This window comes from Pseudomonas extremorientalis (genome assembly GCF_001870465.1).
Lineage (GTDB): Bacteria > Pseudomonadota > Gammaproteobacteria > Pseudomonadales > Pseudomonadaceae > Aquipseudomonas > Aquipseudomonas extremorientalis.
In genome coordinates this window covers 104,900-127,546 of record NZ_MDGK01000044.1, presented here as the reverse complement: position 1 = coordinate 127,546, position 22,647 = coordinate 104,900, and the positions used below count along the sequence as shown (strand labels likewise).

Below are 22,647 nucleotides of genomic sequence, written 5' to 3'. Positions count from 1 at the left end.
GCACACAATGTGTGGCGTTGATTAACCGATGATTAACCACGGCTATTCTAGATTGAGTGAGGGGTGTTTAGCGGCATAATCTGCGCTTAATCCGCTGCCCCTTTAATCTCCCCATCTTTCATGAAGGGTTCACCATGCACGTACTGGTCTGTGAAGACGACAAACTGATCGCCAGCGGCATTGTGGCCGGCCTCACCGCCCAGGGTTTCACCGTTGAACACGTGGCCACGGCGGGCGCCGCACGCGCGATGCTCAAGGCGGCGACGTTCGACATCATGGTGCTCGACCTGGGCCTGCCGGATGAAGACGGCCTGAAGTTGTTGCAGCAACAGCGCAGCCAGGGCCTGGAGATTCCGGTGCTGATCCTCACCGCGCGGGACTCGGTGACCAATCGCGTCGACGGCCTGCAAGCCGGCGCCGATGACTACCTGCTCAAACCCTTCGACCTGCGCGAACTCGCCGCGCGCCTGCAAACCCTGCTGCGACGCGTGGCAGGGCGCAGTGTCAACCTGATCGAGCATGGTCGCCTGGCCTACGACCCCAGCAGCCGCGAAACCTTCCTGGGCGGCGAGCCGGTTGACCTGTCGCGTCGCGAGCAGGCGCTGTTGCAAGCCCTGCTGCACAACAAAGGCCGGGTACTCTCCAGCGAACAGCTCAAGGACAGCGTCTACGGCTTCAACGACGAACTGGAAAGCAACGCGCTCAACGTGCATATCCACCACCTGCGGCGCAAGTTGGGCAACGGCATTGTCGAGACCGTGCGCGGCCTCGGCTACCGCCTGGGCCCAGCCGATGGGGGCGAGGACGTATCGTGAAAAGCCTGCGCCTGCGCCTGACGTTCAAGCTCGGCGCCGCCTTTGTGCTGATCTGGGCCCTGGCGGCGGCCTGGATGCTCAACGACCTGCGCAACCAGATGATGTTCTCCCTCGACCAGCGCCTGGTGGCGTCGGCGCGCATGGTGGCGGGGCTGACCGAACAGATGCCCGGCCTGGCCAGCGTCAGCGGCGGCGCGCATTTCAGCGCTGAACAATTGAATGTGCCCGGCGGCATGGCCTGCCAGGTCAGTTCCCTGCGCGGGGAAATCCTGGCGCGCAGCCACACCACGCCGGATGAGGGGCTGGAGTCGCGCAAGAGCGGGTTTCGCGACCAGGTCGTCGATGGCGTGGGCTGGCGCAGTTTCACCCTGTCCCGTGGCGACCTGCTGATCACCACGGCCGACCGGCAAGTGGAGCGCGAGGCGCTGAACCTGTCGATCCTGCTGGCGGCGTCGGTGCCGGTGGGCGTGGCGATGCTCGGCTGCCTGTGCCTGTTGTGGCTGGGCATCGGCCAGAGCCTGCTGCCGCTCAACCGCATGCGTGACGCCTTGATGCGCCGCAGTGCCGACTCCCTTGAACCGTTGCAGATCCACCCGTTGCCCAGCGAACTCGAGCCACTGCTGGACACCCAGAACCAGCTGTTGCAACGCATTGCCAAGACCATCGAGCGCGAGCGCCGCCTCACCGGTGACGCGGCCCACGAACTGCGCAGCCCGCTCACCGCGATCAAGACCCACCTGCAAGTGGCGCGCATGACCGAAGGCGCGGCCCGCGACCAGTCCCTGGCCCATGCCGAGGAGGGCGCCGACCGCCTGCATCGGACCCTGGAGCAATTGCTGTTGCTGGCACGGGTGGAGGGTAACCTGTCGTTTGACGATGGCATGCACTCCAGCGCCGAAGAAGTAGCGCGCCTGGCGATCCAGGATGCCAATGCCGGTGACAATTCGCGCATCGACCTGATCCTGCCGGACGACCTGTCGGCCACCCCGGTGGACATGCCGGTGGGCCTGGCGGTCGCCGCCTTGCGTAACCTGCTGGACAACGCGTTGCGCCACACGCCGACGGATACCCGGGTGGAGCTCAGCGTATTCACCGCCGCCGATAATGTGGTGTTCCGCGTGCGTGACCACGGCAAGCAGATTGCCCCCGAGGACCTGCAGTACCTGACCCAACGCTTCTGGCGCAACGGTAATAGCGAAGGCTGTGGCCTGGGCCTGGCGATCGTACAAGCGATCGTGCAGCGCTGTTCCTGCTCGTTGAAGTTCGACAGCGGGCCGGACGGACTGCGCGTTGACCTGGGTATGCCACTGCGCTGCTGATCACTTTTCTTTCAAGTGCCAAATAGCTACCGCCCTCCTGAAGTTGAAGCCTTCAGGATGGCGGTAATTTTTTGCGCTTGAACGGGCTGAATGACTCGGCCTGTATTGAAAAAGGACGGTTCTCATGTTGGTCATCGATACCAGTTTCCCTGCCAGAGGCTTCAACGATCGCAACGGCGAGCCCGTGCGGCAGGTGATCCTGCATTACACCGCAGCGCCTTTTGGTGCCTCACTGCGCACCCTGACTCAGGATGGGGTGAGTGCACACTACTTGCTGCCCGACCCTGATGAGCCCGACTATCGCGCGGCTGGCTATGAAGAGCTGCGTGTCTTCCGGTTGGTGGAGGAAGACCAGCGCGCCTGGCACGCCGGGGTGAGCCATTGGGCGGGGCGCGACAACCTCAACAGCCGCTCGATTGGCATCGAGATCGTCAACCAGGCGCGGGATGACGGCGGTGTGTTCACCTTTGCGGCCTATGCGCCGGAACAGACCGACGTGTTGATTGCACTGGTTCGCGACATTCTTGAGCGATACCCGCAGATCGGGCCCACCGACATCCTCGGGCATGCGGACGTGGCGTTCGGTCGCAAGAGTGATCCTGGGCCGCGGCTGCCGTGGCGGTGTCTGCATGAAGCGGGAGTGGGGGCCTGGTTTGATGAGGCGACACGGGCGATGTATCAGCGCCGGTTTTGCCTGGGCCTGCCGCCGGAGGTCGAGGTGGAGCGGGCGTTTCAACGCTATGGCTATGCGCCGGCGAAGAACCGGCAAGGGTTTGAACAGAGGACGCGGGCGTTTCAGATGCACTTTCGGGCGCGGGATTACTGCGGGTTCCTGGATGCGGAGACCTGCGCGATTTTGTATGCACTGAACGAAAAATACCGCGGTCTTTGACGCCGAACGCAATTCCAATGTGGGAGGGGGCTTGCCCCCGATTGCGCTCTGTCAGTCCCGACACCAGTGACTGATCCATTGCTATCGGGGGCAAGCCCCCTCCCACATTTGGTTTTGTATTCACTGGCGAGTGATCAAAGGCCCTAAATCCCCTCGACGCTGGTGCGTTTCCAGAACAGGAAATCCGTGCGCATGCCCCTTGGGGCCAGACGCCAGCGGATCGGCAGTTTGGTCACCATCATCAGCGTATTGAGGGATCGAGAAATGTCAGTCGCTACCAGCCGTATCGAAGACGCCCAGGTGCATGAAACGCTTTACCAGTTCGACGAAACCCCGCTGCTGGCCCGTCAGCGCCAACAGGAATCCAATGCCCGCAGCTACCCGCGGCGCATTCCCCTGGCACTCAAGCGTGCCAAGGGGATTTACGTGGAGGACGTCGAAGGGCGCAGCTTCATCGACTGCCTGGCCGGCGCCGGCACCCTCGCGCTGGGGCATAACCACCCGGTCGTGATCGAGGCTATTCAACAGGTGCTGGCTGATGAATTGCCCCTGCACACGCTGGACCTGACCACCCCGGTCAAGGACCAGTTCGTGCAGGACCTGTTCGGTTTGTTGCCGCCGGCGCTGGCGCGGGAAGCGAAAATCCAGTTCTGCGGCCCCACCGGCACCGATGCGGTGGAAGCCGCATTGAAATTGGTGCGCACTGCCACCGGGCGCAGCACCGTATTGTCATTCCAGGGCGGTTATCACGGCATGAGCCAGGGCGCCTTGAGCCTGATGGGGAGCCTGGGGCCGAAGAAACCCCTGGGTGCCTTGCTCGGCAATGGCGTGCAATTTCTGCCATACCCCTACGACTATCGTTGCCCGTTCGGCTTGGGCGGCGCGGAAGGCGTGCGGGTCAACCTGCACTACCTGGAAAACCTGCTGAATGATCCGGAGGCCGGTGTATTACTGCCGGCGGCGGTGATTGTCGAAGTGGTGCAGGGCGAGGGCGGTGTGATTCCGGCTGACCTGGACTGGCTGCGCGGCCTGCGCCGTATCACCGAGCAGGCGGGCGTGGCATTGATCGTCGATGAGATCCAGAGTGGTTTCGGCCGTACCGGCAAGATGTTTGCCTTTGAGCACGCCGGGATCATCCCGGATGTGGTGGTGATGTCCAAGGCCATCGGCGGCAGCCTGCCGCTGGCGGTGGTGGTGTACCGCGACTGGCTCGACACCTGGCTGCCGGGCGCCCATGCCGGGACCTTCCGTGGCAACCAGATGGCCATGGCGGCGGGGTCGGCGGTGATGCGCTACCTCAAGGACCATGACCTGGCCGGTCATGCGGCGGCCATGGGCGAGCGCCTCGGTGAACACCTGCGCATCCTGCAGCGCGACTTCCCGCACCTGGGGGATATTCGTGGTCGCGGGCTGATGCTCGGCGTGGAACTGGTCGACCCGACTGGCACGCCGGACATTCAAGGTCATCCGCCGGTGCATCGCCAATTGGCGCCGCTGGTGCAGCGTGAATGCCTCAAGCGCGGGCTGATCCTCGAACTGGGCGGTCGGCATGGCAGCGTGGTGCGTTTCCTGCCGCCGCTGGTGATCACCGCCAGCGAAGTGGACCGGGTGGCGGACATCTTCGGACGTGCGTTGGCGGCGGCGGTCGCCAGCCTCTAATTTTTTGCCAGCCTGGTACGTTTCTACAGATATCGGTACTGCGCACGGTGCGCAGCCAGCCTTATAGCGATGGAGAACAGCAATGACCTCAGTATTTGACCGCGACGACATCCTGTTTCAGGTAGTGGTCAACCATGAAGAACAGTATTCCATCTGGCCCGACTACAAGGCCGTACCGGAAGGCTGGCGCACCGTGGGCAAGAGCGGCCTGAAGAAAGAGTGCCTGGCCTATATCGAAGAAGTCTGGACCGACATGCGTCCGCTGAGCCTGCGCCAGAAGATGGATGGCGCCACGCTCGCTTAAGCACCGCAAATCAAATGTGGGAGCGGGTTTGCCCGCGATAGCGGTTTATCAGTCATCGAATACATCGCCTGACACACCGCCATCACGGGCAAGCCCGCTCCCACAGAAACGCTTTACAGTGCCTGGTTGGCGTACAGGTAATCCGTCGCCAACGCCGCCAACGTTCTCACCCCCACCACCAACGCTGATTCATCCACAAAGAACCCCGGGTTGTGGTTCGGCGCCGCCTTGCTCATATCCTGATCTCTCGGCGTCACCCCCAGGAACACAAACAGCCCCGGTGCTTCCTTGGCATAAAACGAGAAATCTTCGGCGCCGCCCACCAGCGGGCTGTGCACCACGTCATCCTTGGCCGCCCAGCGCAGGCTCGGCAGCATCTTCTCGGTCAATGCCGGGTTGTTGATGGTGGGGTCGTACTTCTCGATGATGGTGACTTCAGCCTTGGCGCCGCCGCTTTCGGCGATTTTTTCCACGGTCTGCCGCACATCCGCGTGCAGTTTCTGGCGGATGCCGTAGTCGTAGGAGCGAATGGTGCCGGTCATGTCCACCGACTCAGGGATGATGTTGTAGCGCGTGCCACCGTTGATGGTGCCAATGCTCACCACTGAGGGGAACGAGGAAATGTCGGTGCGGCGGCTGATCACGGTTTGCAGGCCGACGATGGTCTCTGCGCCCACGGTGATCGGGTCGATGCCGTCCCAGGGGCGACCGGCGTGGGTCTGTTTGCCGAGGATCTTGATGCGCAAGTCATCCGAGCTGGCCAGGGTCGGTCCCGGGCGGTAGGCAATCTGGCCGGCGGGTACACCCGCCCACACATGCAGGCCAAACACCGCGTCCGGCCTGGGCGCCTTCATCACGCCTTCTTGCACCATCATTTTGGCTCCCCAGGTATTTTTACCGTCGGGGATGAAATCACTCGGGCCTTCTTCGGCCGGTTGGAAGTAGAACACCACGGTGCCGGGCAGGCGCTCGCGCATGCCGGTCAGGATCTTCGCCGTGCTCAGCAGGATGGCGACATGGGCGTCGTGGCCGCAGGCGTGCATCACGTCGACATCCTTGCCCAAGTAGGTGCCCTTGGCTTTGGAGGCGAAAGGCAAGTCGGCGACTTCCTTCACCGGTAGTGCATCCATGTCGGCACGCAAGGCGACGGTCGGGCCGGGCAAGGCGCCTTTGAGTACGGCGACCACGCCCGTGCGGGCGACGCCGGTCTTGACCTCGAGGCCCAGGTCACGCAGTTGCTTGGCGACCAACTCGGCCGTGCGAGTCTCGGTGTTGCCCAGTTCAGGGTGGGCGTGAATGTCGCGTCGGGTTTCCAGCAGCGCCGGCTCGAGTGCTGTTGCCTGGGTGGCGATTGTCTCCCGGGCCCTGTCCTGGTCGCTGCTGGCGGCAATCACGACACTGCTGGCTACCGCGCACAGCATGCCGAAAGCCCATTGGTGTGTCAGACCGGTTAAACGCATAAGGACCTCTCCTGAGTTTATTGTTGTTGATCTTTCTCCTGCACCGTGCCGGCGGTCACCACCTGCACACTCAAACGCGGCGTAGCCAGATCCAGTCCTGCCTCATCCAGATGCCGTTTCAGCGACAGGTTGAACGCCCGCGACACTTCCCACTGTTTGATCGGCGCCGTCTTGAACCGTGCCCGCAGGATCGCGCTGCCCGACTCGAAACTCTCCACCCCCTGAATCTCCAGGGGCGACCAGATATTGCGGCGTTGCAGCGGGTCGTTGCGCATTTTATGGCCGACGTCGCGCATCAGCTTGATGGCGTCGTCGATTTCCATGTTGTACGGGATCGCCACCCGGAAGATCGCGTAGCCGAACTCCCGCGAGTAGTTTTTGATGCTCTTGATCTCGCTGAACGGGATGGTGTGCACAATGCCGTCGATATCCCGCAGGCGTACGGTACGGATGGTCAGGCCTTCCACGGTGCCCAGGTGGCCGCCCACATCCACGTAGTCGTCGATGGCCAGGGAGTCTTCGATGATGATGAACAGGCCGGTGATCAAGTCCGCCACCAGCGACTGCGCGCCAAAACCGATGGCCAGGCCGATCACACCGGCACCGGCCAGCAGCGGCGTGACGTTCATGCCCATGTTCGCCAGGGCGACAATGGCAGCAATGATAAAGATGGTCACGAACAGCACGTTGCGGATCAACGGCATCATGGTCTGCGCACGGGCATTGGCCAGGCCCTTGCGCGAGCGGGTGAGGGCATGATGGATCGCCGTGTCGCTGAGGATCCAGATCAGCCAGGCGAACAACAAGGTCCCGGCCAGGCCGAACAGCTTGACGCTGACTTCATGGCCATCGCCTTCGGTAAAGCGGATCAGCGACAGGCCCCACACCCTCAGGCCCAACTCGATAAACACCAGCCACACGATCAGGTGGGCCAGGGTGTAGACGAAGCTTTTCAGGCGTTCGGAATACAGCGCGTGGCGCTTGTGACCGCGTTGCGGCTTGAGCGCGTGGCGTCTCACCAATCCGTTGATCACCATGCACAGCACCAGCAGCACCGTACACAGCAGGGACTGGCGCAAGGCGGTGCTGGTATCGCCGGCCGAGACGAAGGTGGCGAACAGCGAGATACCCACCAGCAGCAAGGCCGGGATGTACCAGAAGGACCCGATGATTTCGATGGTGTCGCTGAGGGCGCGGCGCGTCAGGCGGCGCGACAGCGGCTGGTTGCGGATCAGGTGGGCGATGGGCCGGCGGAAACGCAGGATGAATACACCGGTCGACAGCGCCGCCATCACATTGGCGACTGTCGCGGCGGTGTGGGACAGGTGCTGGCCCAGGGCCTGGACCAGTCGCGGGTCGCTCAAGGCCTCGCCAAAGGCGGCAAAACTGCCGATCCACCACAGCGGGCGGAACGCCTGGTGGCGCAGGATATACAGCGCGCGATGACGGTGCGGGCCGTCGAGTACCGAAAAAGCGATCACGCAGATCGCCGAGAAACAGGTGCCGACCACCAGTGCGTAGGCCAGCACCATCGCCAGGGACTTGCCCAGGGACGAGGGCAGGGCGTAGCTCAGGTACACCGTGATCACCAGGGCGATCATCCACGGGCCGAGCTTGCGCAGGGCGAAGCGCACCATGTCCCAGGTGCGTGGATGTTGCGGCAATTCTTCAGGCAGGCCGAAACGTTCGCGCACTCGATGGCTGAGCCAGATCAGCGCGTACGCCAGCAGGCTCCACACCGCGAGGATCAGGGCAAAACCGAAAATGATCGGCAGCCATTCGTTGGCCGGCAGCATCAGCGCACCGAGTTCTTCCTTGGCCAGGTCGACCTCGTTGGACCAGCGCCCCAGCGGGCTGTCGGCGCCTGAAAACTGTGCCTCGAGATTGGCCAGGGTGCCGCCGATCAAGCCCAGCACACCTTCCTCGGCGGCCGGCTGGGCCTTTTGCGTGGCGGCACGCAGCTTTTTCAGGTCGCTCAGCAACTGAGTGCGCTGCTGGTCGTTTTCCAGGGTCTTGATCACCTCGTCCAGCGACTGCCCCAGCGGCACTTCGGCCTGGGGTTGGGTCTTGTTGGTGGTGCCGAGCAGGCCGGGCAAACCCACGGCATGGGCAGGCGTGAGCGGCAGCAAGGTGAGCAGGGCGATCAAGCAGTAGCAGGGCAGGGCAAACAGACGGGAAAGCACGAGGCGGTCAACCTTGGAAACGACGGGTTGAGCGAGTGTACGAGTGCAAGCGTCATTCGGCCAGTTTGGCGAGGATCTTGTACACCACGGTGCCCAGGATCAGCAGCATGCCGAGCCACATGCCGAACACGCCAAGGGGCTTGTCGCGAAAGTTGAAACCCACGGCCAACATGATCATGCCGATCAGGATAGGGATAAGCATGGCGTGGAAGGAAGACATGGAGATCATGGTGCGACGGCCTTGTCGGAGTGGGAATACTGACAAGTCTAGGTCGGATTATGAGAAGTGCAGGTGATATAGATCAGGGGGACGCAACACCAATGTGGGAGAGGGCAAGCCCCCTCCCACATTCAGATCAGGGCAGATCGTGGCTCGCGTAGAACGCCCCCAACACCTTGACCAGGTGCGCCAGGTCATGGCTGCCACACAGTTCGCGGATCGAGTGCATGGCGAACGTCGGCAGGCCGATGTCCACGGTGCGCACGCCCAGGTGGCTGGCGGTGATCGGGCCGATGGTTGAGCCGCAGCCCATGTCGCTGCGCACCACGAAGCTCTGCACCGGTACTTCCTGGGCCATGCACAGGTGGCGGAAGAACCCGGCAGTTTCGCTGTTGGTGGCGTAGCGCTGGTTGCTGTTGACCTTGATCACCGGGCCGGCGTTGAGCTTGGGGCCGTGGTTGGCGTCGTGCTTGTCGGCGTAGTTCGGGTGCACGCCATGGGCGTTATCGGCTGAGACCAACAGGGATTTCTGAATGGTGCGTACGAATTCATCACCTTCCGGCAGCAGGCGACGCAGGGTCTGCTCCAGCATCGGGCCATCGGCGCCGCACGCCGAGCAGGAGCCGACTTCTTCGTGGTCGTTGCACACCAGCACGCAGGTTTCTTCGCTGTCGCTGGTGAGCAGGGCTTGCAGGCCGGCGTAGCACGACAGCAGGTTGTCCAGGCGTGCGCCGGCGATGAAGTCACCGTTCAGGCCGATGACCGCAGCGCCTTGGGTGTCGTAGAAGCTCAACTCGTAGTCGAGCACCACGTCGGCGTTGAGTCCATGTTCGCGTGCCAGTTGATCGGTGAGCACGGCGCGGAAGTCCACGCGCTCGTCACCGGCAAATTGCGCGAGGATGGGCGGCAGCTCGGTCTGGGCATTGATCGCCCAACCCTGGTTGGCTTCACGGTTCAGGTGAATGGCCAGGTTGGGGATGATGGCAATCGGCAGCTTGAAGTCGATCAACTGGCTTTCGACCTTGCCGTCGCGGCGGAAGGTCACACGGCCGGCCAGGGACAGGTCGCGGTCGAACCACGGCGCCAGCAGCGCGCCGCCGTAGACTTCCACGCCCAGTTGCCAGAAACCCTGGCGTTGCAGCTCGGGCTGGGGCTTGACCCGCAGGCACGGGCTGTCGGTGTGGGCGCCAACCAGGCGGATACCGCCCTGCAGCGGCGAATGACGGCCAAGCTTGAAGGCGATGATCGAGGAGTCGTTACGGGTCACGTAATAGCGCCCGTTGGCCTCGGTGGCCCAGGTTTCGCGTTCGTCGAGACGCTGGTAGCCGGCCGCTTCCAGGCGCTGGGCCAGGGCGGCAGTGGCATGAAAAGGAGTAGGGGAGGCCTTGAGGAAGTCGATCAGGCCTTGATTCAACGCTTCGCGCATAAATAGCTCCAGACAGCAATGCGCGGAGTTTACCGTTCGATGGCAAGAAGTGCACAGCACAAATGTGGGAGGGGGCTTGCCCCCGATGGCAGTGGGTCAGCCAACCCATACAGTGATTGACACTCCGCCATCGCAGGCCAGTGGAATCATCGCACCGCCCCTCCCAGATTGACTGCGTTGACAGCTTTAGAACGGTGCGGGGCACTCGAAGCGCAACCGCTCGCCACTTTGCGGGTGAGTGAAGCTCAACATGCTCGCATGCAGGCACAGGCGTGGCCAGGCGGCCAGGGCTTGCTCATGGGCATACAGGCCGTCACCCAGCAGCGGGTGGCCGATGGAGAGCATGTGCACACGCAACTGGTGCGAGCGCCCGGTGATCGGCGTCAGTTCGACGCGGCACCAGTCCCCGCAACGCTCCAGCACCTTCCAGAACGTCAGCGCGTGCTTGCCGAACTCGTGGTCGACCACATGCCGCGGCTTGGTCGGTGGGTCGTAGCGCAGCGGCAAATCGATGCTGCCACTGTCCAGTTCCGGTTGGCCCCAGGCCAGGGCGGTGTAGGCCTTTTCGGTTTCACGGTCATGAAACTGGCGGGACAGCTCACGGTGCGTATCGGCATCCCGCGCCAGCAGGATAATGCCCGAGGTTTCCCAGTCCAGGCGATGGACGATACGGGCTTCGGGATAGCCGTTTTCCTGCAGGCGGGTGATCAGGCAGTCCTTGTTGTCGTCGGCGCGGCCAGGCACCGAGAGCAGCAGGGTGGGCTTGTTCACCACCAGGACGGCGGCGTCCTGATACAGGATGTGGATATTGGACAGCGGCATTAAACAGCCTCGTAACAAACGCCAACGGCGGCTCGCCCACCCGGTTCCCGAAAAGGGATCAAGGTGACCGAGCCGCCGTGGCGGCCGCCTGTTCGATCAACGATCAGGCAGGGTGATATTGAGTTCCAGAATCGAGCAGCTGCCGTCATTTTCCAGGGCGACATGCACGTCATCGTTGCCGATATTGACGTACTTGCGGATCACCTCGACCAGTTCCTTCTGCAAGGCTGGCAGGTAGTCCGGGGTGCTGCGTTGGCCGCGTTCGTGCGCCACGATGATCTGTAGACGCTCTTTCGCGACCGACGCGGTCGTAGGCTTTTTGTTGGCGCGAAAGAAGTCGAGAAATTTCATTGTTTAGTTGCCTCCAAAGATACGCTCGAAGAATCCCTTCTTCTTGACATCGAGGAAGCGGTGTTCCACGGTCTTGCCCAGCAAGCGATCGACGGCATCGCTGTACGCCTGGCCGGCGTCGCTCTGGTCATCAAGAATCACCGGCACACCCTGGTTGGAGGCTTTCAGCACCGCCTGGGATTCTGGAATCACGCCCAGCAGGGTCACTGCGAGGATTTCCTTTACGTCTTCAACGCCGAGCATCTCGCCGTTGCTGACACGCTCAGGGTTGTAGCGGGTGAGCAGCAGGTGCTCCTTGATCGGATCGCGGCCTTCTTCGGCGCGCTTGGACTTGCTGGCCAGCAGGCCGAGCATGCGGTCCGAGTCACGTACCGAGGAGACTTCCGGGTTGGTCACCACGATGGCTTCATCGGCGAAGTACATCGCCAGGTGAGCACCGGTCTCGATGCCGGCGGGGGAGTCGCACACCACGTATTCAAAGGTTTCTGCCAGTTCGGCGATGACTTTGCCGACGCCTTCTTTGGTCAGCGCATCTTTGTCACGGGTCTGGCTGGCGGCCAGCACGTACAGGTTTTCAAGGCGCTTGTCCTTGATCAGGGCCTGTTGCAGGTTGGCTTCACCGTTGACCACGTTGACGAAGTCATACACCACGCGGCGTTCGCAGCCCATGATCAGGTCGAGGTTACGCAAACCGACGTCGAAGTCGACGATAACTGTCTTGTGGCCGCGCAGAGCGAGGCCGGTACCGATAGCGGCGCTGGTGGTGGTCTTACCCACACCACCCTTGCCGGATGTAACCACGAGAATCTTGGCCAAGGTGTTTCACCCCTAAGGAAAAAGGACTTTTCAGTCCCTGAAAAACATCTCTTGGAACTCGCTGCAGGCGGACAGCCTTGTAGGAATAAAAAATTCCTACATAAGTAATGCCGGTTTCGCTGTGCTATCAGAGTCTAGAGATGCTTGGAAAATGCGGCAGTATCCGTTAAAGACGGATGATGTTCAACACATCGCCCGACAGGTTGACCTGCACCGAAGCCCCCCACAGCGGATCACGGCGCAAATCTTCTGAAACCTTGTACTGGCCTGCGATGGACACTAGCTCAGCGGTCAACTGCTGGCAAAAAATACGGGCCTTGGTATCACCCTTGATGCCGGCGAGGGCACGTCCGCGCATCGGGCCGTATACATGGATGTTGCCATCGGCGAGAAGTTCCGCCCCCGGGCTGACCGAGGAGACCACCACCAGGTCGCCCCCCTGGGCGTAAATCTGCTGCCCGCCGCGTACGGGCGAGGTGATGATCTTTGTAGGCTTGATCGCAGGCTCGGGTGGTTTTTCCGGTTTTTTCTTCTCTTCGCCGACCAATGGTTCCAGTGGACGCTCGCGCGCGCCGGACGGTGGCAGTACTGGCAGTTCAATGGCGATGGCCGCCGCGATGTCTTCGATACGGCTGGCGCGAATCGCCAGGGTGCGCAGGCCATGGGAGCGGCACACGCGCATCAGGCCGGGCAAATCGATACTGCCCTGGTCGGCGGGCAACTTGTCCAGGGCCAGCACCAGCGGGGCGTTGTTGAAGAAGTTCGGCGCCAGGGCGACCTTGGCCGCAAGTTGGCGGTCCAGGGCGTCGAGGTCGTTACGGGCGAGTTCCAGTACGGTGATGGCGAGCATGCTGCCTTTCAGCTGGAACACGGGATCTTGGTCTAGCGGTTCGGTTTGGCTCATGGTCGGCAAAAGCGGCTTGTCGCGAAAAGTGTCGAGACTTATAACGAGAACACTCACTGGCCGCAAGCCGGGTCGAACCGTTGTAGAATGCGCGGCCCTTGTCTTTACCGGAATCTGTAATGGATCGCCCGCGTTTTCGAGCTGTATTTTTTCACCCGCGTTTCTGGCTGTTATGGCTGGGGCTCGGCCTGTTGTGGCTGGTCACCCAACTGCCGTACCGCGCGCTGCTGACCATCGGTCGCCTGCTGGGCGCCGGCATGTACCGCGTGGCCGGCGAACGCCGCCGCATCGCCGCACGCAACCTGGAACTGTGCTTCCCGGAAAAATCCGCCAAAGAGCGTAAACAGTTGCTCAAGGAAAACTTTGCCTCCACCGGCATCGCGTTCTTTGAAATGGCCATGAGCTGGTGGTGGTCGCGCCAGCGCCTGGCGCGCCTGGCCCACGTCGAAGGCCTGGAACACCTCAAGCAGGCGCAGTTGGATGGCAAGGGTGTGATCCTCATGGCCCTGCACTTCACCACCCTGGAAATTGGCGCAGCGTTGTTGGGGCAGAAGCACACCATCGATGGTATGTACCGCGAGCACGGCAACCCGCTGTTCGACTATATCCAGCGCCGTGGCCGCGAACGTCACAACCTCGATTCCCTGGCCGTGGAGCGTGAAGACGTGCGCGGCATGCTCAAGCTGCTGCGCGCCGGCCGTGCCATCTGGTACGCACCGGACCAGGACTATGGCGCCAAGCAAAGTATCTTCGTGCCGTTGTTCGGCATCCAGGCCGCTACCGTGCCGGCCACCAGCAAGTTCGCCAAGCTGGGCAAGGCACTGGTGGTGCCGTTCACTCAACAGCGCCTGGCCGATGGCAGCGGTTACCGTCTGGTGATCCACCCGCCGCTCACCGACTTCCCCGGCGAAAGCGATGAAGTCGACTGCCTGCGCATCAACCAATGGGTTGAAGCCTCCGTGCGTGAATGCCCCGAGCAATACCTGTGGACCCACCGCCGCTTCAAGAGCCGGCCACCGGGTGAACCCAAGCTGTACGAAAAACGCCGTCGATAAGACAGACATTTCCCCACATGGAGTGACGCAATGCGCCCAGCTGAACCGGTTACTGGCTTGATTCTTTCCGGCGGCGGGGCGCGAGCGGCGTATCAGGTGGGGGTATTGGCGGCGATTGCCGAGTTGCTGCCGCCGGGGGCGCCCAATCCTTTTCCGGTGATCGTCGGTACGTCGGCCGGTGCGATCAATGCGGTAAGCCTGGCCAGTGGCGCCATGGACTTCACCGCCGCGATCCAACGCCTGACCGCTTTCTGGCAGGGCTTCAGCAGCCATTTGGTGCTGCGCAGTGACTGGCCGGGGGTGATCCGCCAGGCGAGCCGTTTCCTGATCCACAGCCTGCTGGGCTTGGGCGCACAAGTACCGGTGGCACTGCTCGACAGCACGCCGCTGAAGGCGCTGCTCAAAGACAAGCTGCATCTGGACGGCATCGACGAAGCCATCCGCAACAAACACCTGCATGCGGTGGCGGTTACGGCTTTTGGTTATGAGTCCGGGCAGGCAGTGACCTTCTATCAGGGCGGCGGCACCATCGACGCCTGGTTGCGCCACCGCCGTATCGGCCTGCCGACTCAACTGACGGTCGAACACCTGCTGGCCAGTTCGGCGATCCCCTTGTTGTTCGCCCCGGTCAAACTCGACCAGGAGTACTTCGGCGACGGCGCCGTGCGGCAGTCGGCGCCGATCAGTCCGGCGTTGCACCTGGGCGCCAGCCGCGTGCTGGTGGTCGGTGTCAGCGGCAACCCGCGGGGCAATGAGCCGGCGGTACAGCGCAGCTACACCGGCCAGGAGCCGACCCTGGCGCAGATCGGTGGGCATATGCTCAACAGCACGTTCATTGACAGCCTGGAAAGCGATATCGAATTGCTCGAACGCTTGAACCAGTTCAGCCATGTCGCACCTGGGGTGGCGGCGGTGGAGGTGCTGGTGATCGCACCCAGCCAGCCGATCGATGAGATCGCGGCGCGGCATCGCCAGGAACTGCCGGCGGCGTTGCGCTTGTTTCTGCGTGGGCCGGGGGCGACCAAGACGAGCGGGGCGGGGGTGTTGAGTTACCTGCTGTTCGAGGCGGGGTATTGCAGTGAATTGATCGAGCTGGGGCGACGGGATGCGTTGGCCAAGCGCGAGGAATTGTCGAAATTCCTCGGCCTGGCCTGACGGTCAGAAGTGATACTTGACCAGGAAGCTCGCCGTGTCCTGGTTGGTCTTGAACGCGCCGGAATCTTCGATCCCGTACTTGTTCTTCCAGTAGTCGTATTCAAAACCCACGTACAACTGCTTGTCGCCCCAATGCAGCGCCTTGCCCAGGTCATATTTGACCTGCGGGTTGAAGTGCAGGTTGGCGTGGTAGGTGCCACGGGCGTTCTTGTCGTTGTCCGTCACCCAGTCCATGAAGCCGTCGATCAGCACGTCGGAATTGCCCACTGGGATGGTGTAGGACCAGACCGGCGTGATCTGCCAGACGCCGTCACCTGGGCGATTGCCTTCGGTCTGGCGTTGGTAGAAGTTCAGCTGGAAGTAATCGAAACCGGGGATGTTCAAGTCAAAGCCAGGCCCGAGCAGGTACGACTCGTTGTCGCCTTCGCCGAACTCGTAAGTGAACGCCAGCAATACATCCTTGATGGGGCCGAAGGACAGGTCTTTATCAAAGATCTTGCCGAATGACAGACGTGGGCTTATTTCGCCGTAATACGTACTGGGGCCGACGTTGCCGTCTTCCTTGCCGTTGTAAAAGATGCGGTCGACGAAGATAAAGTTATCACCGTACTTCCACGCATCGGCATGTTCGAACGTGACGGTTTGCTGAATCTGCGGGTTGACGGTAAAGCTCTTGCCCCACAAGTAAGTCAGGCTGTTGTTCTGCCACTGCAACAGGTCACCGGCCACGGCTTGGCCACCGGCCAGCAGGGATCCCGCCAGCATCAGGCCTTTGAACATAGGTTTCATTCGGTTGCTCCCGAGTTAAAGTTTTATGGTTTTTCTTCTACGCAGGCGCTCTGGTGTGGCGCCTTTTGGTTCGCTGCAAAAATCGTCTGTTCGGTCAGCTTTAGTGCTTTTAGCAAGAGCTGCGCCAAGGTGTTTAAAAAGCCAAAAAATCCCCGTCGGCTGCATGAGATGCAGTCGAATTCAGAGGACATTTGCGCACTTTGGCCGCAGACATTAGGCCGGGATAAGTTGGCCTTGCAGTCAGCTTTTACATTCGCTGTTTTTTTTTGAGTCGATTCGAGCGGGCGCGGAGAATACTGGCTCCCAGGCCTGGGCTCAAGTGCGCCGTTACAGCGCGCGCGGGGCGAGAATGGGGCACGGCTTGTGACCGGCCCCAGGTGAGCGGTGTGCATGTTGATGTTCCCTGTTTCGTTATTGTTTTTGTGCGAACGAAGGAATCAATGCGTAGGAGCAACGGCTGGTCGTTCAGAACCGCCGAGAATGTTGAACAGGATATTCAGCGACAACGCGCTGAGGGTGGCCATGGCGATACCGCTGTGGGTAATCGGGCTCATCCATAGCGGCAGCTGCGCGAAGAACTCCGGGCGCACCACCGGGATCAGGCCCATGCCGATGCTCACCGCCACCAGCAATTGGTTGCGCCGGTCGGCGATATCGGCTTCCTGCAGGATCTTGATCCCGGTCGCCGCCACCATGCCGAACATGGCAATCGCCGCGCCGCCCAGCACCGCCGGCGGGATCGACGCGACCAGGTACGCCGCCTTGGGCAGCAGGCTGAGCACGATCAGAAATGCGCCGGCCATCATCGTCACCGAACGGCAACGCACGCCGGTCATCTGCACCAGGCCGATGTTCTGCGCGAACGAAGAGTGGGTGAAGGTGTTGAAGAACCCGGCAAAGAACGACGCACCGGCATCACACAGCAGGCCACGGCGCAGCATTTTCGGCGTGACGTCCTGGCCGGTGATCTTGCCCAGCGCGAGGAACATCCCGGTGGACTCGACAAAGATGATCACCACCACCAGGCACATCGACAGGATCGGCGCCAACTCGAATTTGGGCATGCCGAAGTGCAACGGCGTCACCACCTGCACCCACGGCGCCTGGGCCAGGCCACTGAGGTCGACCATGCCGATGGCGCCGCACAAGGCGTAGCCCAGGCCCATGCCGATCAGCACCGAGATGTTCACCCAGAAGCCACGCATGAAGCGGTTGATCAGCAGGATGGTAGCCAATACCAGCGCGGCAACCGCCAGGTAGACCGGTGAGCCGAAAGTCGCGGCGGCACTGCCACCGCCGGCCCAGTTCACCGCCACGGGAAACAGCGACAGGCCAATCGCGGTGATCACCGTGCCGGTCACCAACGGCGGGAAAAAACGCACGACCTTGGACATGAACGGTGCGATCAGCATGCCAAAGAACCCGGCAGCGATGGTCGCGCCGAAGATGCCCTGCAAGCCGATACCGGGCATGCCGGCCATGGCGACCATGCTGCCGACGGCGGCAAAACTGGCGCCCATCATCACCGGCATGCGAATGCCCACCGGGCCGATGCCGAACGACTGCACCAGGGTGGCGATGCCGGCGACCAGCAGATCAGCGTTGATCAGAAAGGCGATTTCTTCACGGCCGAGGCCTGCGGCCTGGCCAATGATCAAGGGCACGGCGACGGCGCCGCCGTACATCAGCAAGACGTGTTGCAGGCCTACCAGAATCAGTTGCAAGAGGGGCAGCCGCACCAGGGCGGGTGCGGCGGGAATCTGCGGTTCGGCTAACTCGGTCATGCAACACCTCGGATCTTTTTATTGTTGTGTTGTTCGGCATTCAATTGCCGGGTGGAACTCGATCTTCAAAACCCTGGAGACCCTTGTGGGAGGGGGCCTGCCCCCTCCCACCTTTGGATCTGCGCCAGCCTGTCAGTTGGTACGCGCCCCCTGGTTGATCCAGGTGCCAATCAAATCCCGCTCCTGCTGGGTCATCTGGGTGATGTTGCCCAGCGGCATGATCTGGCTCGCCACGGCCTGCGCCTGGATACGTGCGGCCTGCTGCTGGATCTGCGCCGGGGTGTCGAACATCACACCCGCTGGAGCCGTACTGAACAACGGACTGGTGGGCTTGGCCGAGTGACACACGGCGCAGCGCTCCTGGATCACCCCGTGGACCTTGTCGAAATCAATCGTCGCCTGGGCCGGAGCAGGTTCAGCGGCGGGGGCGGCAGGCGCTGCCGGTTTCAAGCCACCGCCCAGTGCGGTTTCCGGCAACGGTTGGTACTCGATGGCCGCCGGGGCCTTCGCCACTTCGGCCACCGGCTTGGGGCCGGTCACGTAGGCGAGGCAGATCATTGCCAGTGCACCCACCGGCAACGTCCACGCATACTTCTGGCTGTTATGCCGGGTGTTGAAGTAGTGGCGCACCAACACCGCCGCCACCGCGATGCCTGCCAGGATCAGCCAGTTGTATTGGCTGCCGTAGGTGCTCGGAAAGTGGTTGCTGATCATGATGAACAGCACCGGCAAGGTGAAGTAGTTGTTGTGACGCGAACGCAGCAGACCTTTGGCGGGCAGCGCCGGGTCCGGCGTGCGGTTTTCCGCGATCGCCGCCACCAGCGCGCGTTGTGCCGGCATGATGATGCGGAACACGTTGCCCACCATGATGGTGCCGATCACCGCACCCACGTGCAGGTACGCACCCCGCCCACTGAACACTTTGCTGAAGCCGTACGCGGCGGCAATCAACAGCACGAACAGGATGAAACCGAGCAGGGCAGGGCGCTTGCCCAGGGCCGAGTCGCAGAGGAAGGAGTAGATGAACCAGCCGGCGAACAGTGAGCCAATGCCCAGCAACACGCCTTCCGGGCCACTGAGACTGCTGCCCGGGGCCAGCAGGTACAGCGTCGGGTTCCAGTAGAACACCACGCACAGCAGCGCAATGCCCGACATCCAGGTGAAGTAGGCCTCCCATTTGAACCAGTGCAGGTTGTCCGGCATGGTCGGTGGGGCCAGTTTGTACTTTTCCAGGTGGTAGATACCGCCACCGTGGATCGCCCACAAGTCACCGGCCAGGCCGCTCTTGGGGTTGACGCGATTGAGGTTGTTTTCCAGCCAGACGAAGTAGAAAGAAGCGCCGATCCACGCGACGCCCGTGATCATGTGAACCCAGCGCACGCTCAGGTTCAGCCATTCCATCAAATGTGCTTCCACAGTCTTTACCTCTCGCCTGTCACCCTTGTTGTCGGGTGATCAGACCTTCTCTTATTGGTGGGGGGCGAGGATCAACCGCTCATCCTCTTTGAAAAAATGCTCATCGCAGTTATTGCCTGTGCCACTGCGATCAACCACCAGGAAGTCATCCCGCTTTTCGATCGTCAGCACCGGGTGGTGCCAGACGCCGCGATGGTAATTAATGCCCTGCCTGCCGTTGGTGACGAAGGCGCGGACCAAGCCCGATACAGGTTCATCGCCAAGTGGCGCGACCACGATCAGAAAGGGGTTGCCGAGCAGCGGAATGAAAGCCTGGCTGCCCAGCGGGTGTCGTTCCAGCATGCACACGGTCAGCGGCATGTCCTGCGCATCGGCGCGGAAGATGCTGATGATTGCGTGGTCTTCCGGCGTCGCGGTTTGCACCGTCGCCAGCTTGTGAAAGCGCATGGTCGACCCGTTGTTGATCATGAAGTGATCGCTGCCATCGGTTTCGATAACGTCTCCGAAAGGGGCGAAGGCTTCTTTGGTCAGGGGTTCGATCATCAGTGTGCGCATGGCTGTCTTCTTAAATTTTCGAGTGTGATGGTGTCTGGTCTACCGTTATCGCGGGCAAGCCCGGCTCCCACATTTGACCGCATACTCCTGTGGGAGCCGGGCTTGCCCGCGATGGGGTCCACCCTTATTTCGCTACCTTACCGAGGACCCGCAGGCGACTTACGCCCCCATCCGGGAACACATTCAGGCGGATGTGGGTAATCGGCCCCAGCGCCTTGATCTGCTCGGCGAAGGTGTGTTCGGCGTGCATTTCCAGCTTCTGCGCCGGCAGCAGTTCGCGCCAGAACAGCGACTGGGTTTCGATCTGGCTGTCGGTGCCGCCCTTCACGAACGCGCCCTGGATCGAGCAGGTGTCCGGGTAGTTGCCCTTGAAGTGCAGGGTGTCGACGATGATCTTCTCGATCTCGCCCGGGTGACCCAGCGCCACGATCACCCAGTCATTGCCCGGTGTGCGACGACGCGCGGTTTCCCAGCCGTCGCCCATGTTGATGCCACGGCCTGGATTGAGGATGTTGCTCATGCGGCCGAAGTGTTCATCGGAGCAGGCCAGGGCACGGCCACCGTTGAGTGCTGCCGCCAGGTCGACCTGTTCGTTGTCGCCCACCGAGGACCAGTCGCGAAACGGCACGCCGTATACGCGCAGGCGCGCCACGCCGCCGTCCGGGTAGATGTTGAAACGCAGGTGGCTGAAGGCCTGGTCGTTGTGGATCTCGTGATAGTGGTGGCTGTTGCCTTGCAACTCGACGGCGGACAGCACTTCGACCCACTGGGTGTTGTCATCCGGCTCGCCCGAAGTCAGGAAGCAGGCTTCCAGGGAGGCCGATGGCGGGAAGTTGCCGGTAAAGAATGAAGTGTCGATGTCCACGCCTTTGATCGAGCCTGGCACACCCAGGCGGATCACAGCGCTGTCGTAGCCTTCGAAGCGTTTGCGGCGCGACTCCCAGCCGTCCATCCACTTGCCGTTGTCATCGAAAACGCCCTCCTTCCATACGGCCGGGGTCGGCTGGAACAGGCGGTTGGCGTCGGCGAACCAGTCATCGGTGACGGAGATGATCTTGGTGCCCAGGCGGGCGTCGGCCAGGTTGACGAACTTTTCGAAAGGTACGGCGTAAGCTTTCATTCTTCTTGTCTGCCTTAGATAAAGTGGCTGGGGATGGTCGTTTAGAGGGTCAGTAATCGGAACAACGCGATCTTGTTGATCTCGGCCAGTGCACATTTGAACTCGGCCTCGACCGAGTTGTGAATGCGCGTTTCGAACGCGGCCAGGATCTGATGCCGGTTGCTGCCTTTTACCGCCATGATGAAGGGAAACTTGAACTTGGCCTTGTAGGCGTCGTTCAGCTCGGTGAAGCGCGAGAACTCTTCGGCCGTGCATTGGTGAATCCCCGCGCCAGCTTGCTCATCGGTGCTGGCTTGGGTCAGTTGGCCCTGGACGGCGGCTTTGCCGGCCAGGTCCGGGTGAGCGTTGATCAGCGCCAGCTGGCTGGCATGATCAGCGCTCAACAGGATGTCGCTCATGCGCTGGTGCAGGGTTTCGATCTGGTCGATCGAAGCATCCTGGCCCAGGTCGAAGGCCTTTTCGGCCACCCATGGCGAGTGTTCGTAAATATCGGCGAAGGCAGCGACAAACTCATCTCGGCTCAAGGTCGAGGGTTTCAGGCCGTGGAACGCAGTCATTTCGCCGCTCCCGTGTAGGGGTGGGTTTCCTGCCAGTGGCGGGCAATGTCGACGCGGCGGGTGAACCACACCTGCTCGTGACCTTTGACGTACTCGATAAAGCGCTTCAACGACGCCAGGCGCGCCGGGCGGCCGATCAGGCGGCAGTGCAGGCCGATGGAAAGCATCTTCGGTGCCTCGGCCCCTTCGGCGTAGAGCACGTCGAACGCGTCCTTGAGGTACTCGAAAAAATCATCGCCCTTGTTGAAACCCTGCACCTGGGTGAAGCGCATGTCGTTGGTGTCCAGGGTGTAGGGGATCACCAGGTGCGGCTTGCCGGTCGGGGTGTTGGGTTCCCAGTAGGGCAGGTCGTCGTCGTAGGTGTCGCAGTCATAGAGGAAGCCGCCTTCCTCCATGACCAGCCGCCGGGTATTGGGGCCGGTGCGCCCGGTGTACCAGCCCAGTGGGCGTTCGCCGGTGAGTTCGGTGAGGATGCGGATGGCTTCGAGCATGTGCTCGCGCTCCTGGGCCTCGTCCATGTATTGGTAGTCGATCCAGCGGTAGCCGTGGCTGCAGATCTCATGGCCGGCGTCGACCATGGCGCGGATCACATCCGGATGGCGCTGCGCGGCCATGGCCACGGCGAAGATGGTCAGCGGGATATCGAATTCTTTGAACAGCTTGAGGATACGCCACACGCCGGCACGGCTGCCGTATTCGTACAGCGACTCCATGCTCATGTTGCGCTCGCCCTGCAGGGGCTGGGCCGAAACCATTTCGGAGAGAAAGGCTTCGGATTCTTTGTCGCCGTGCAAGATATTGCGCTCGCCGCCTTCTTCGTAATTGAGTACGAAAGACAGCGCAATGCGCGCCTTGCCCGGCCAGTGGGGGTGAGGAGGGTTACTGCCGTAACCGATCAGGTCGCGTGGGTAGTCAGCGCTCACTGCAGTCTTCCTTCTTGTTCGTCGTAGTAGCGATGAGTGATTGTATACAACTTATCGCGCACTTTGTAAGCCTACATTTCTGCATTTTTTCGGCGTAGCGCTAGACCAGTGGTGTAGCAAGA

22 protein-coding genes are annotated in these 22,647 nt (G+C 61.8%); 7 read left to right on the top strand and 15 right to left on the bottom strand.

The window, feature by feature from the left end; translation table 11 throughout:
• Nucleotides 1–134: 134 nt before the first annotated feature.
• The 5 genes from BFN10_RS17900 (at nucleotide 135) to BFN10_RS17880 (ending at nucleotide 4,989) form a co-directional block, all read left to right on the top strand.
• Entirely contained in the window at nucleotides 135–815 is a 681-nt protein-coding gene (locus BFN10_RS17900; RefSeq protein ID WP_071490798.1) for a response regulator, read from the top strand.
• Nucleotides 812–2,134: an ATP-binding protein gene (locus tag BFN10_RS17895; protein ID WP_071490797.1), complete on the top strand. Its 1,323-nt coding sequence runs from the start codon at nucleotides 812–814 to the stop codon at nucleotides 2,132–2,134. Before BFN10_RS17900 ends, BFN10_RS17895 begins: the two co-directional genes overlap by 4 nt.
• Before the next feature lie 124 nt (nucleotides 2,135–2,258).
• A complete protein-coding gene (locus BFN10_RS17890; RefSeq protein WP_071490796.1) occupies nucleotides 2,259–3,026 on the top strand; it encodes an N-acetylmuramoyl-L-alanine amidase in 768 nt (255 codons plus the stop codon).
• A 264-nt stretch (nucleotides 3,027–3,290) separates the two neighbouring features.
• The gene (locus BFN10_RS17885; protein WP_071490795.1) at nucleotides 3,291–4,685 is read left to right on the top strand and encodes an aspartate aminotransferase family protein; all 1,395 of its coding nucleotides are present in this window, start codon (nucleotides 3,291–3,293) and stop codon (nucleotides 4,683–4,685) included.
• 82 nt (nucleotides 4,686–4,767) lie between these two features.
• The gene (locus BFN10_RS17880; RefSeq protein ID WP_071490794.1) at nucleotides 4,768–4,989 is read left to right on the top strand and encodes an MbtH family protein; all 222 of its coding nucleotides are present in this window, start codon (nucleotides 4,768–4,770) and stop codon (nucleotides 4,987–4,989) included.
• Nucleotides 4,990–5,102: 113 nt separating this feature from the next.
• Here the strand turns inward: BFN10_RS17880 and BFN10_RS17875 are convergent, their stop codons facing one another.
• The 8 genes from BFN10_RS17875 to minC form a co-directional block, all read right to left on the bottom strand.
• A complete protein-coding gene (locus BFN10_RS17875) occupies nucleotides 5,103–6,449 on the bottom strand; it encodes an amidohydrolase (RefSeq protein ID WP_071490793.1) in 1,347 nt (448 codons plus the stop codon).
• 17 nt (nucleotides 6,450–6,466) lie between these two features.
• Entirely contained in the window at nucleotides 6,467–8,632 is a 2,166-nt protein-coding gene (locus BFN10_RS17870; RefSeq protein WP_071490792.1) for a mechanosensitive ion channel family protein, read from the bottom strand.
• Nucleotides 8,633–8,684: 52 nt separating this feature from the next.
• Nucleotides 8,685–8,861 carry a hypothetical protein gene (locus tag BFN10_RS29485; protein WP_163034621.1) on the bottom strand — a complete coding sequence of 59 codons (177 nt, stop codon included), beginning with the start codon at nucleotides 8,859–8,861 and terminating at the stop codon, nucleotides 8,685–8,687.
• 127 nt (nucleotides 8,862–8,988) lie between these two features.
• Nucleotides 8,989–10,278 (bottom strand): M18 family aminopeptidase, encoded by a 1,290-nt coding sequence (locus tag BFN10_RS17865; protein ID WP_071490791.1) that lies wholly within the window; start codon nucleotides 10,276–10,278, stop codon nucleotides 8,989–8,991.
• A gap of 186 nt (nucleotides 10,279–10,464) precedes the next feature.
• Nucleotides 10,465–11,100 carry an RluA family pseudouridine synthase gene (locus BFN10_RS17860; protein ID WP_015885133.1) on the bottom strand — a complete coding sequence of 212 codons (636 nt, stop codon included), beginning with the start codon at nucleotides 11,098–11,100 and terminating at the stop codon, nucleotides 10,465–10,467.
• Between the two features lie 96 nt (nucleotides 11,101–11,196).
• The gene (gene minE, locus BFN10_RS17855) at nucleotides 11,197–11,451 is read right to left on the bottom strand and encodes a cell division topological specificity factor MinE (RefSeq protein WP_010208824.1); all 255 of its coding nucleotides are present in this window, start codon (nucleotides 11,449–11,451) and stop codon (nucleotides 11,197–11,199) included.
• A gap of 3 nt (nucleotides 11,452–11,454) precedes the next feature.
• Complete coding sequence (gene minD / locus BFN10_RS17850) at nucleotides 11,455–12,267, bottom strand: septum site-determining protein MinD (protein ID WP_071490790.1); 813 nt, start codon at nucleotides 12,265–12,267, stop codon at nucleotides 11,455–11,457.
• A 166-nt stretch (nucleotides 12,268–12,433) separates the two neighbouring features.
• A complete protein-coding gene (gene minC / locus BFN10_RS17845; RefSeq protein WP_071490789.1) occupies nucleotides 12,434–13,171 on the bottom strand; it encodes a septum site-determining protein MinC in 738 nt (245 codons plus the stop codon).
• Between the two features lie 119 nt (nucleotides 13,172–13,290).
• Between minC and BFN10_RS17840 the strand changes: the two genes are divergently transcribed.
• A complete protein-coding gene (locus tag BFN10_RS17840; RefSeq protein ID WP_071490788.1) occupies nucleotides 13,291–14,226 on the top strand; it encodes a lipid A biosynthesis lauroyl acyltransferase in 936 nt (311 codons plus the stop codon).
• 30 nt (nucleotides 14,227–14,256) lie between these two features.
• Complete coding sequence (locus BFN10_RS17835) at nucleotides 14,257–15,381, top strand: patatin-like phospholipase family protein (RefSeq protein WP_071490787.1); 1,125 nt, start codon at nucleotides 14,257–14,259, stop codon at nucleotides 15,379–15,381.
• A 3-nt stretch (nucleotides 15,382–15,384) separates the two neighbouring features.
• Here BFN10_RS17835 and BFN10_RS17830 read toward each other — a convergent pair whose 3' ends face one another.
• From BFN10_RS17830 to puuE, 7 genes are all read right to left on the bottom strand, one after another.
• Nucleotides 15,385–16,170: an outer membrane protein OmpK gene (locus tag BFN10_RS17830; RefSeq protein WP_028617274.1), complete on the bottom strand. Its 786-nt coding sequence runs from the start codon at nucleotides 16,168–16,170 to the stop codon at nucleotides 15,385–15,387.
• A gap of 437 nt (nucleotides 16,171–16,607) precedes the next feature.
• Nucleotides 16,608–17,954, bottom strand: coding sequence for a nucleobase:cation symporter-2 family protein (locus BFN10_RS17825; protein WP_071490786.1), 1,347 nt, complete (start codon nucleotides 17,952–17,954; stop codon nucleotides 16,608–16,610).
• 132 nt (nucleotides 17,955–18,086) lie between these two features.
• Nucleotides 18,087–19,370, bottom strand: coding sequence for a urate hydroxylase PuuD (locus BFN10_RS17820; protein WP_071490785.1), 1,284 nt, complete (start codon nucleotides 19,368–19,370; stop codon nucleotides 18,087–18,089).
• 51 nt (nucleotides 19,371–19,421) lie between these two features.
• A complete protein-coding gene (locus BFN10_RS17815) occupies nucleotides 19,422–19,925 on the bottom strand; it encodes an ureidoglycolate lyase (protein ID WP_071490784.1) in 504 nt (167 codons plus the stop codon).
• 124 nt (nucleotides 19,926–20,049) lie between these two features.
• Nucleotides 20,050–21,045: an allantoicase gene (gene alc / locus BFN10_RS17810; RefSeq protein WP_071490783.1), complete on the bottom strand. Its 996-nt coding sequence runs from the start codon at nucleotides 21,043–21,045 to the stop codon at nucleotides 20,050–20,052.
• Between the two features lie 41 nt (nucleotides 21,046–21,086).
• Nucleotides 21,087–21,602 carry a 2-oxo-4-hydroxy-4-carboxy-5-ureidoimidazoline decarboxylase gene (gene uraD, locus BFN10_RS17805; RefSeq protein ID WP_071490782.1) on the bottom strand — a complete coding sequence of 172 codons (516 nt, stop codon included), beginning with the start codon at nucleotides 21,600–21,602 and terminating at the stop codon, nucleotides 21,087–21,089.
• The gene (gene puuE / locus BFN10_RS17800; protein ID WP_071490781.1) at nucleotides 21,599–22,525 is read right to left on the bottom strand and encodes an allantoinase PuuE; all 927 of its coding nucleotides are present in this window, start codon (nucleotides 22,523–22,525) and stop codon (nucleotides 21,599–21,601) included. The genes uraD and puuE overlap by 4 nt, the downstream gene beginning before the upstream one ends.
• Nucleotides 22,526–22,647: the final 122 nt, after the last annotated feature.

Excerpts from the sequence above, each read along its gene's own strand:
- BFN10_RS17900 (WP_071490798.1), top strand. The coding sequence starts at position 135 with ATGCACGTACTGGTCTGTGAAGACGACAAACTGATCGCCAGCGGCATT.
- BFN10_RS17890 (WP_071490796.1), top strand. The coding sequence starts at position 2,259 with ATGTTGGTCATCGATACCAGTTTCCCTGCCAGAGGCTTCAACGATCGC.
- BFN10_RS17885 (WP_071490795.1), top strand. The coding sequence starts at position 3,291 with ATGTCAGTCGCTACCAGCCGTATCGAAGACGCCCAGGTGCATGAAACG.
- BFN10_RS17880 (WP_071490794.1), top strand. The coding sequence starts at position 4,768 with ATGACCTCAGTATTTGACCGCGACGACATCCTGTTTCAGGTAGTGGTC.
- BFN10_RS17875 (WP_071490793.1), bottom strand. The coding sequence starts at position 6,449 with ATGCGTTTAACCGGTCTGACACACCAATGGGCTTTCGGCATGCTGTGC.
- BFN10_RS29485 (WP_163034621.1), bottom strand. The coding sequence starts at position 8,861 with ATGATCTCCATGTCTTCCTTCCACGCCATGCTTATCCCTATCCTGATC.
- BFN10_RS17865 (WP_071490791.1), bottom strand. The coding sequence starts at position 10,278 with ATGCGCGAAGCGTTGAATCAAGGCCTGATCGACTTCCTCAAGGCCTCC.
- BFN10_RS17860 (WP_015885133.1), bottom strand. The coding sequence starts at position 11,100 with ATGCCGCTGTCCAATATCCACATCCTGTATCAGGACGCCGCCGTCCTG.
- minE (WP_010208824.1), bottom strand. The coding sequence starts at position 11,451 with ATGAAATTTCTCGACTTCTTTCGCGCCAACAAAAAGCCTACGACCGCG.
- minC (WP_071490789.1), bottom strand. The coding sequence starts at position 13,171 with ATGAGCCAAACCGAACCGCTAGACCAAGATCCCGTGTTCCAGCTGAAA.
- BFN10_RS17840 (WP_071490788.1), top strand. The coding sequence starts at position 13,291 with ATGGATCGCCCGCGTTTTCGAGCTGTATTTTTTCACCCGCGTTTCTGG.
- BFN10_RS17835 (WP_071490787.1), top strand. The coding sequence starts at position 14,257 with ATGCGCCCAGCTGAACCGGTTACTGGCTTGATTCTTTCCGGCGGCGGG.
- BFN10_RS17830 (WP_028617274.1), bottom strand. The coding sequence starts at position 16,170 with ATGAAACCTATGTTCAAAGGCCTGATGCTGGCGGGATCCCTGCTGGCC.
- BFN10_RS17825 (WP_071490786.1), bottom strand. The coding sequence starts at position 17,954 with ATGACCGAGTTAGCCGAACCGCAGATTCCCGCCGCACCCGCCCTGGTG.
- BFN10_RS17815 (WP_071490784.1), bottom strand. The coding sequence starts at position 19,925 with ATGCGCACACTGATGATCGAACCCCTGACCAAAGAAGCCTTCGCCCCT.
- alc (WP_071490783.1), bottom strand. The coding sequence starts at position 21,045 with ATGAAAGCTTACGCCGTACCTTTCGAAAAGTTCGTCAACCTGGCCGAC.
- uraD (WP_071490782.1), bottom strand. The coding sequence starts at position 21,602 with ATGACTGCGTTCCACGGCCTGAAACCCTCGACCTTGAGCCGAGATGAG.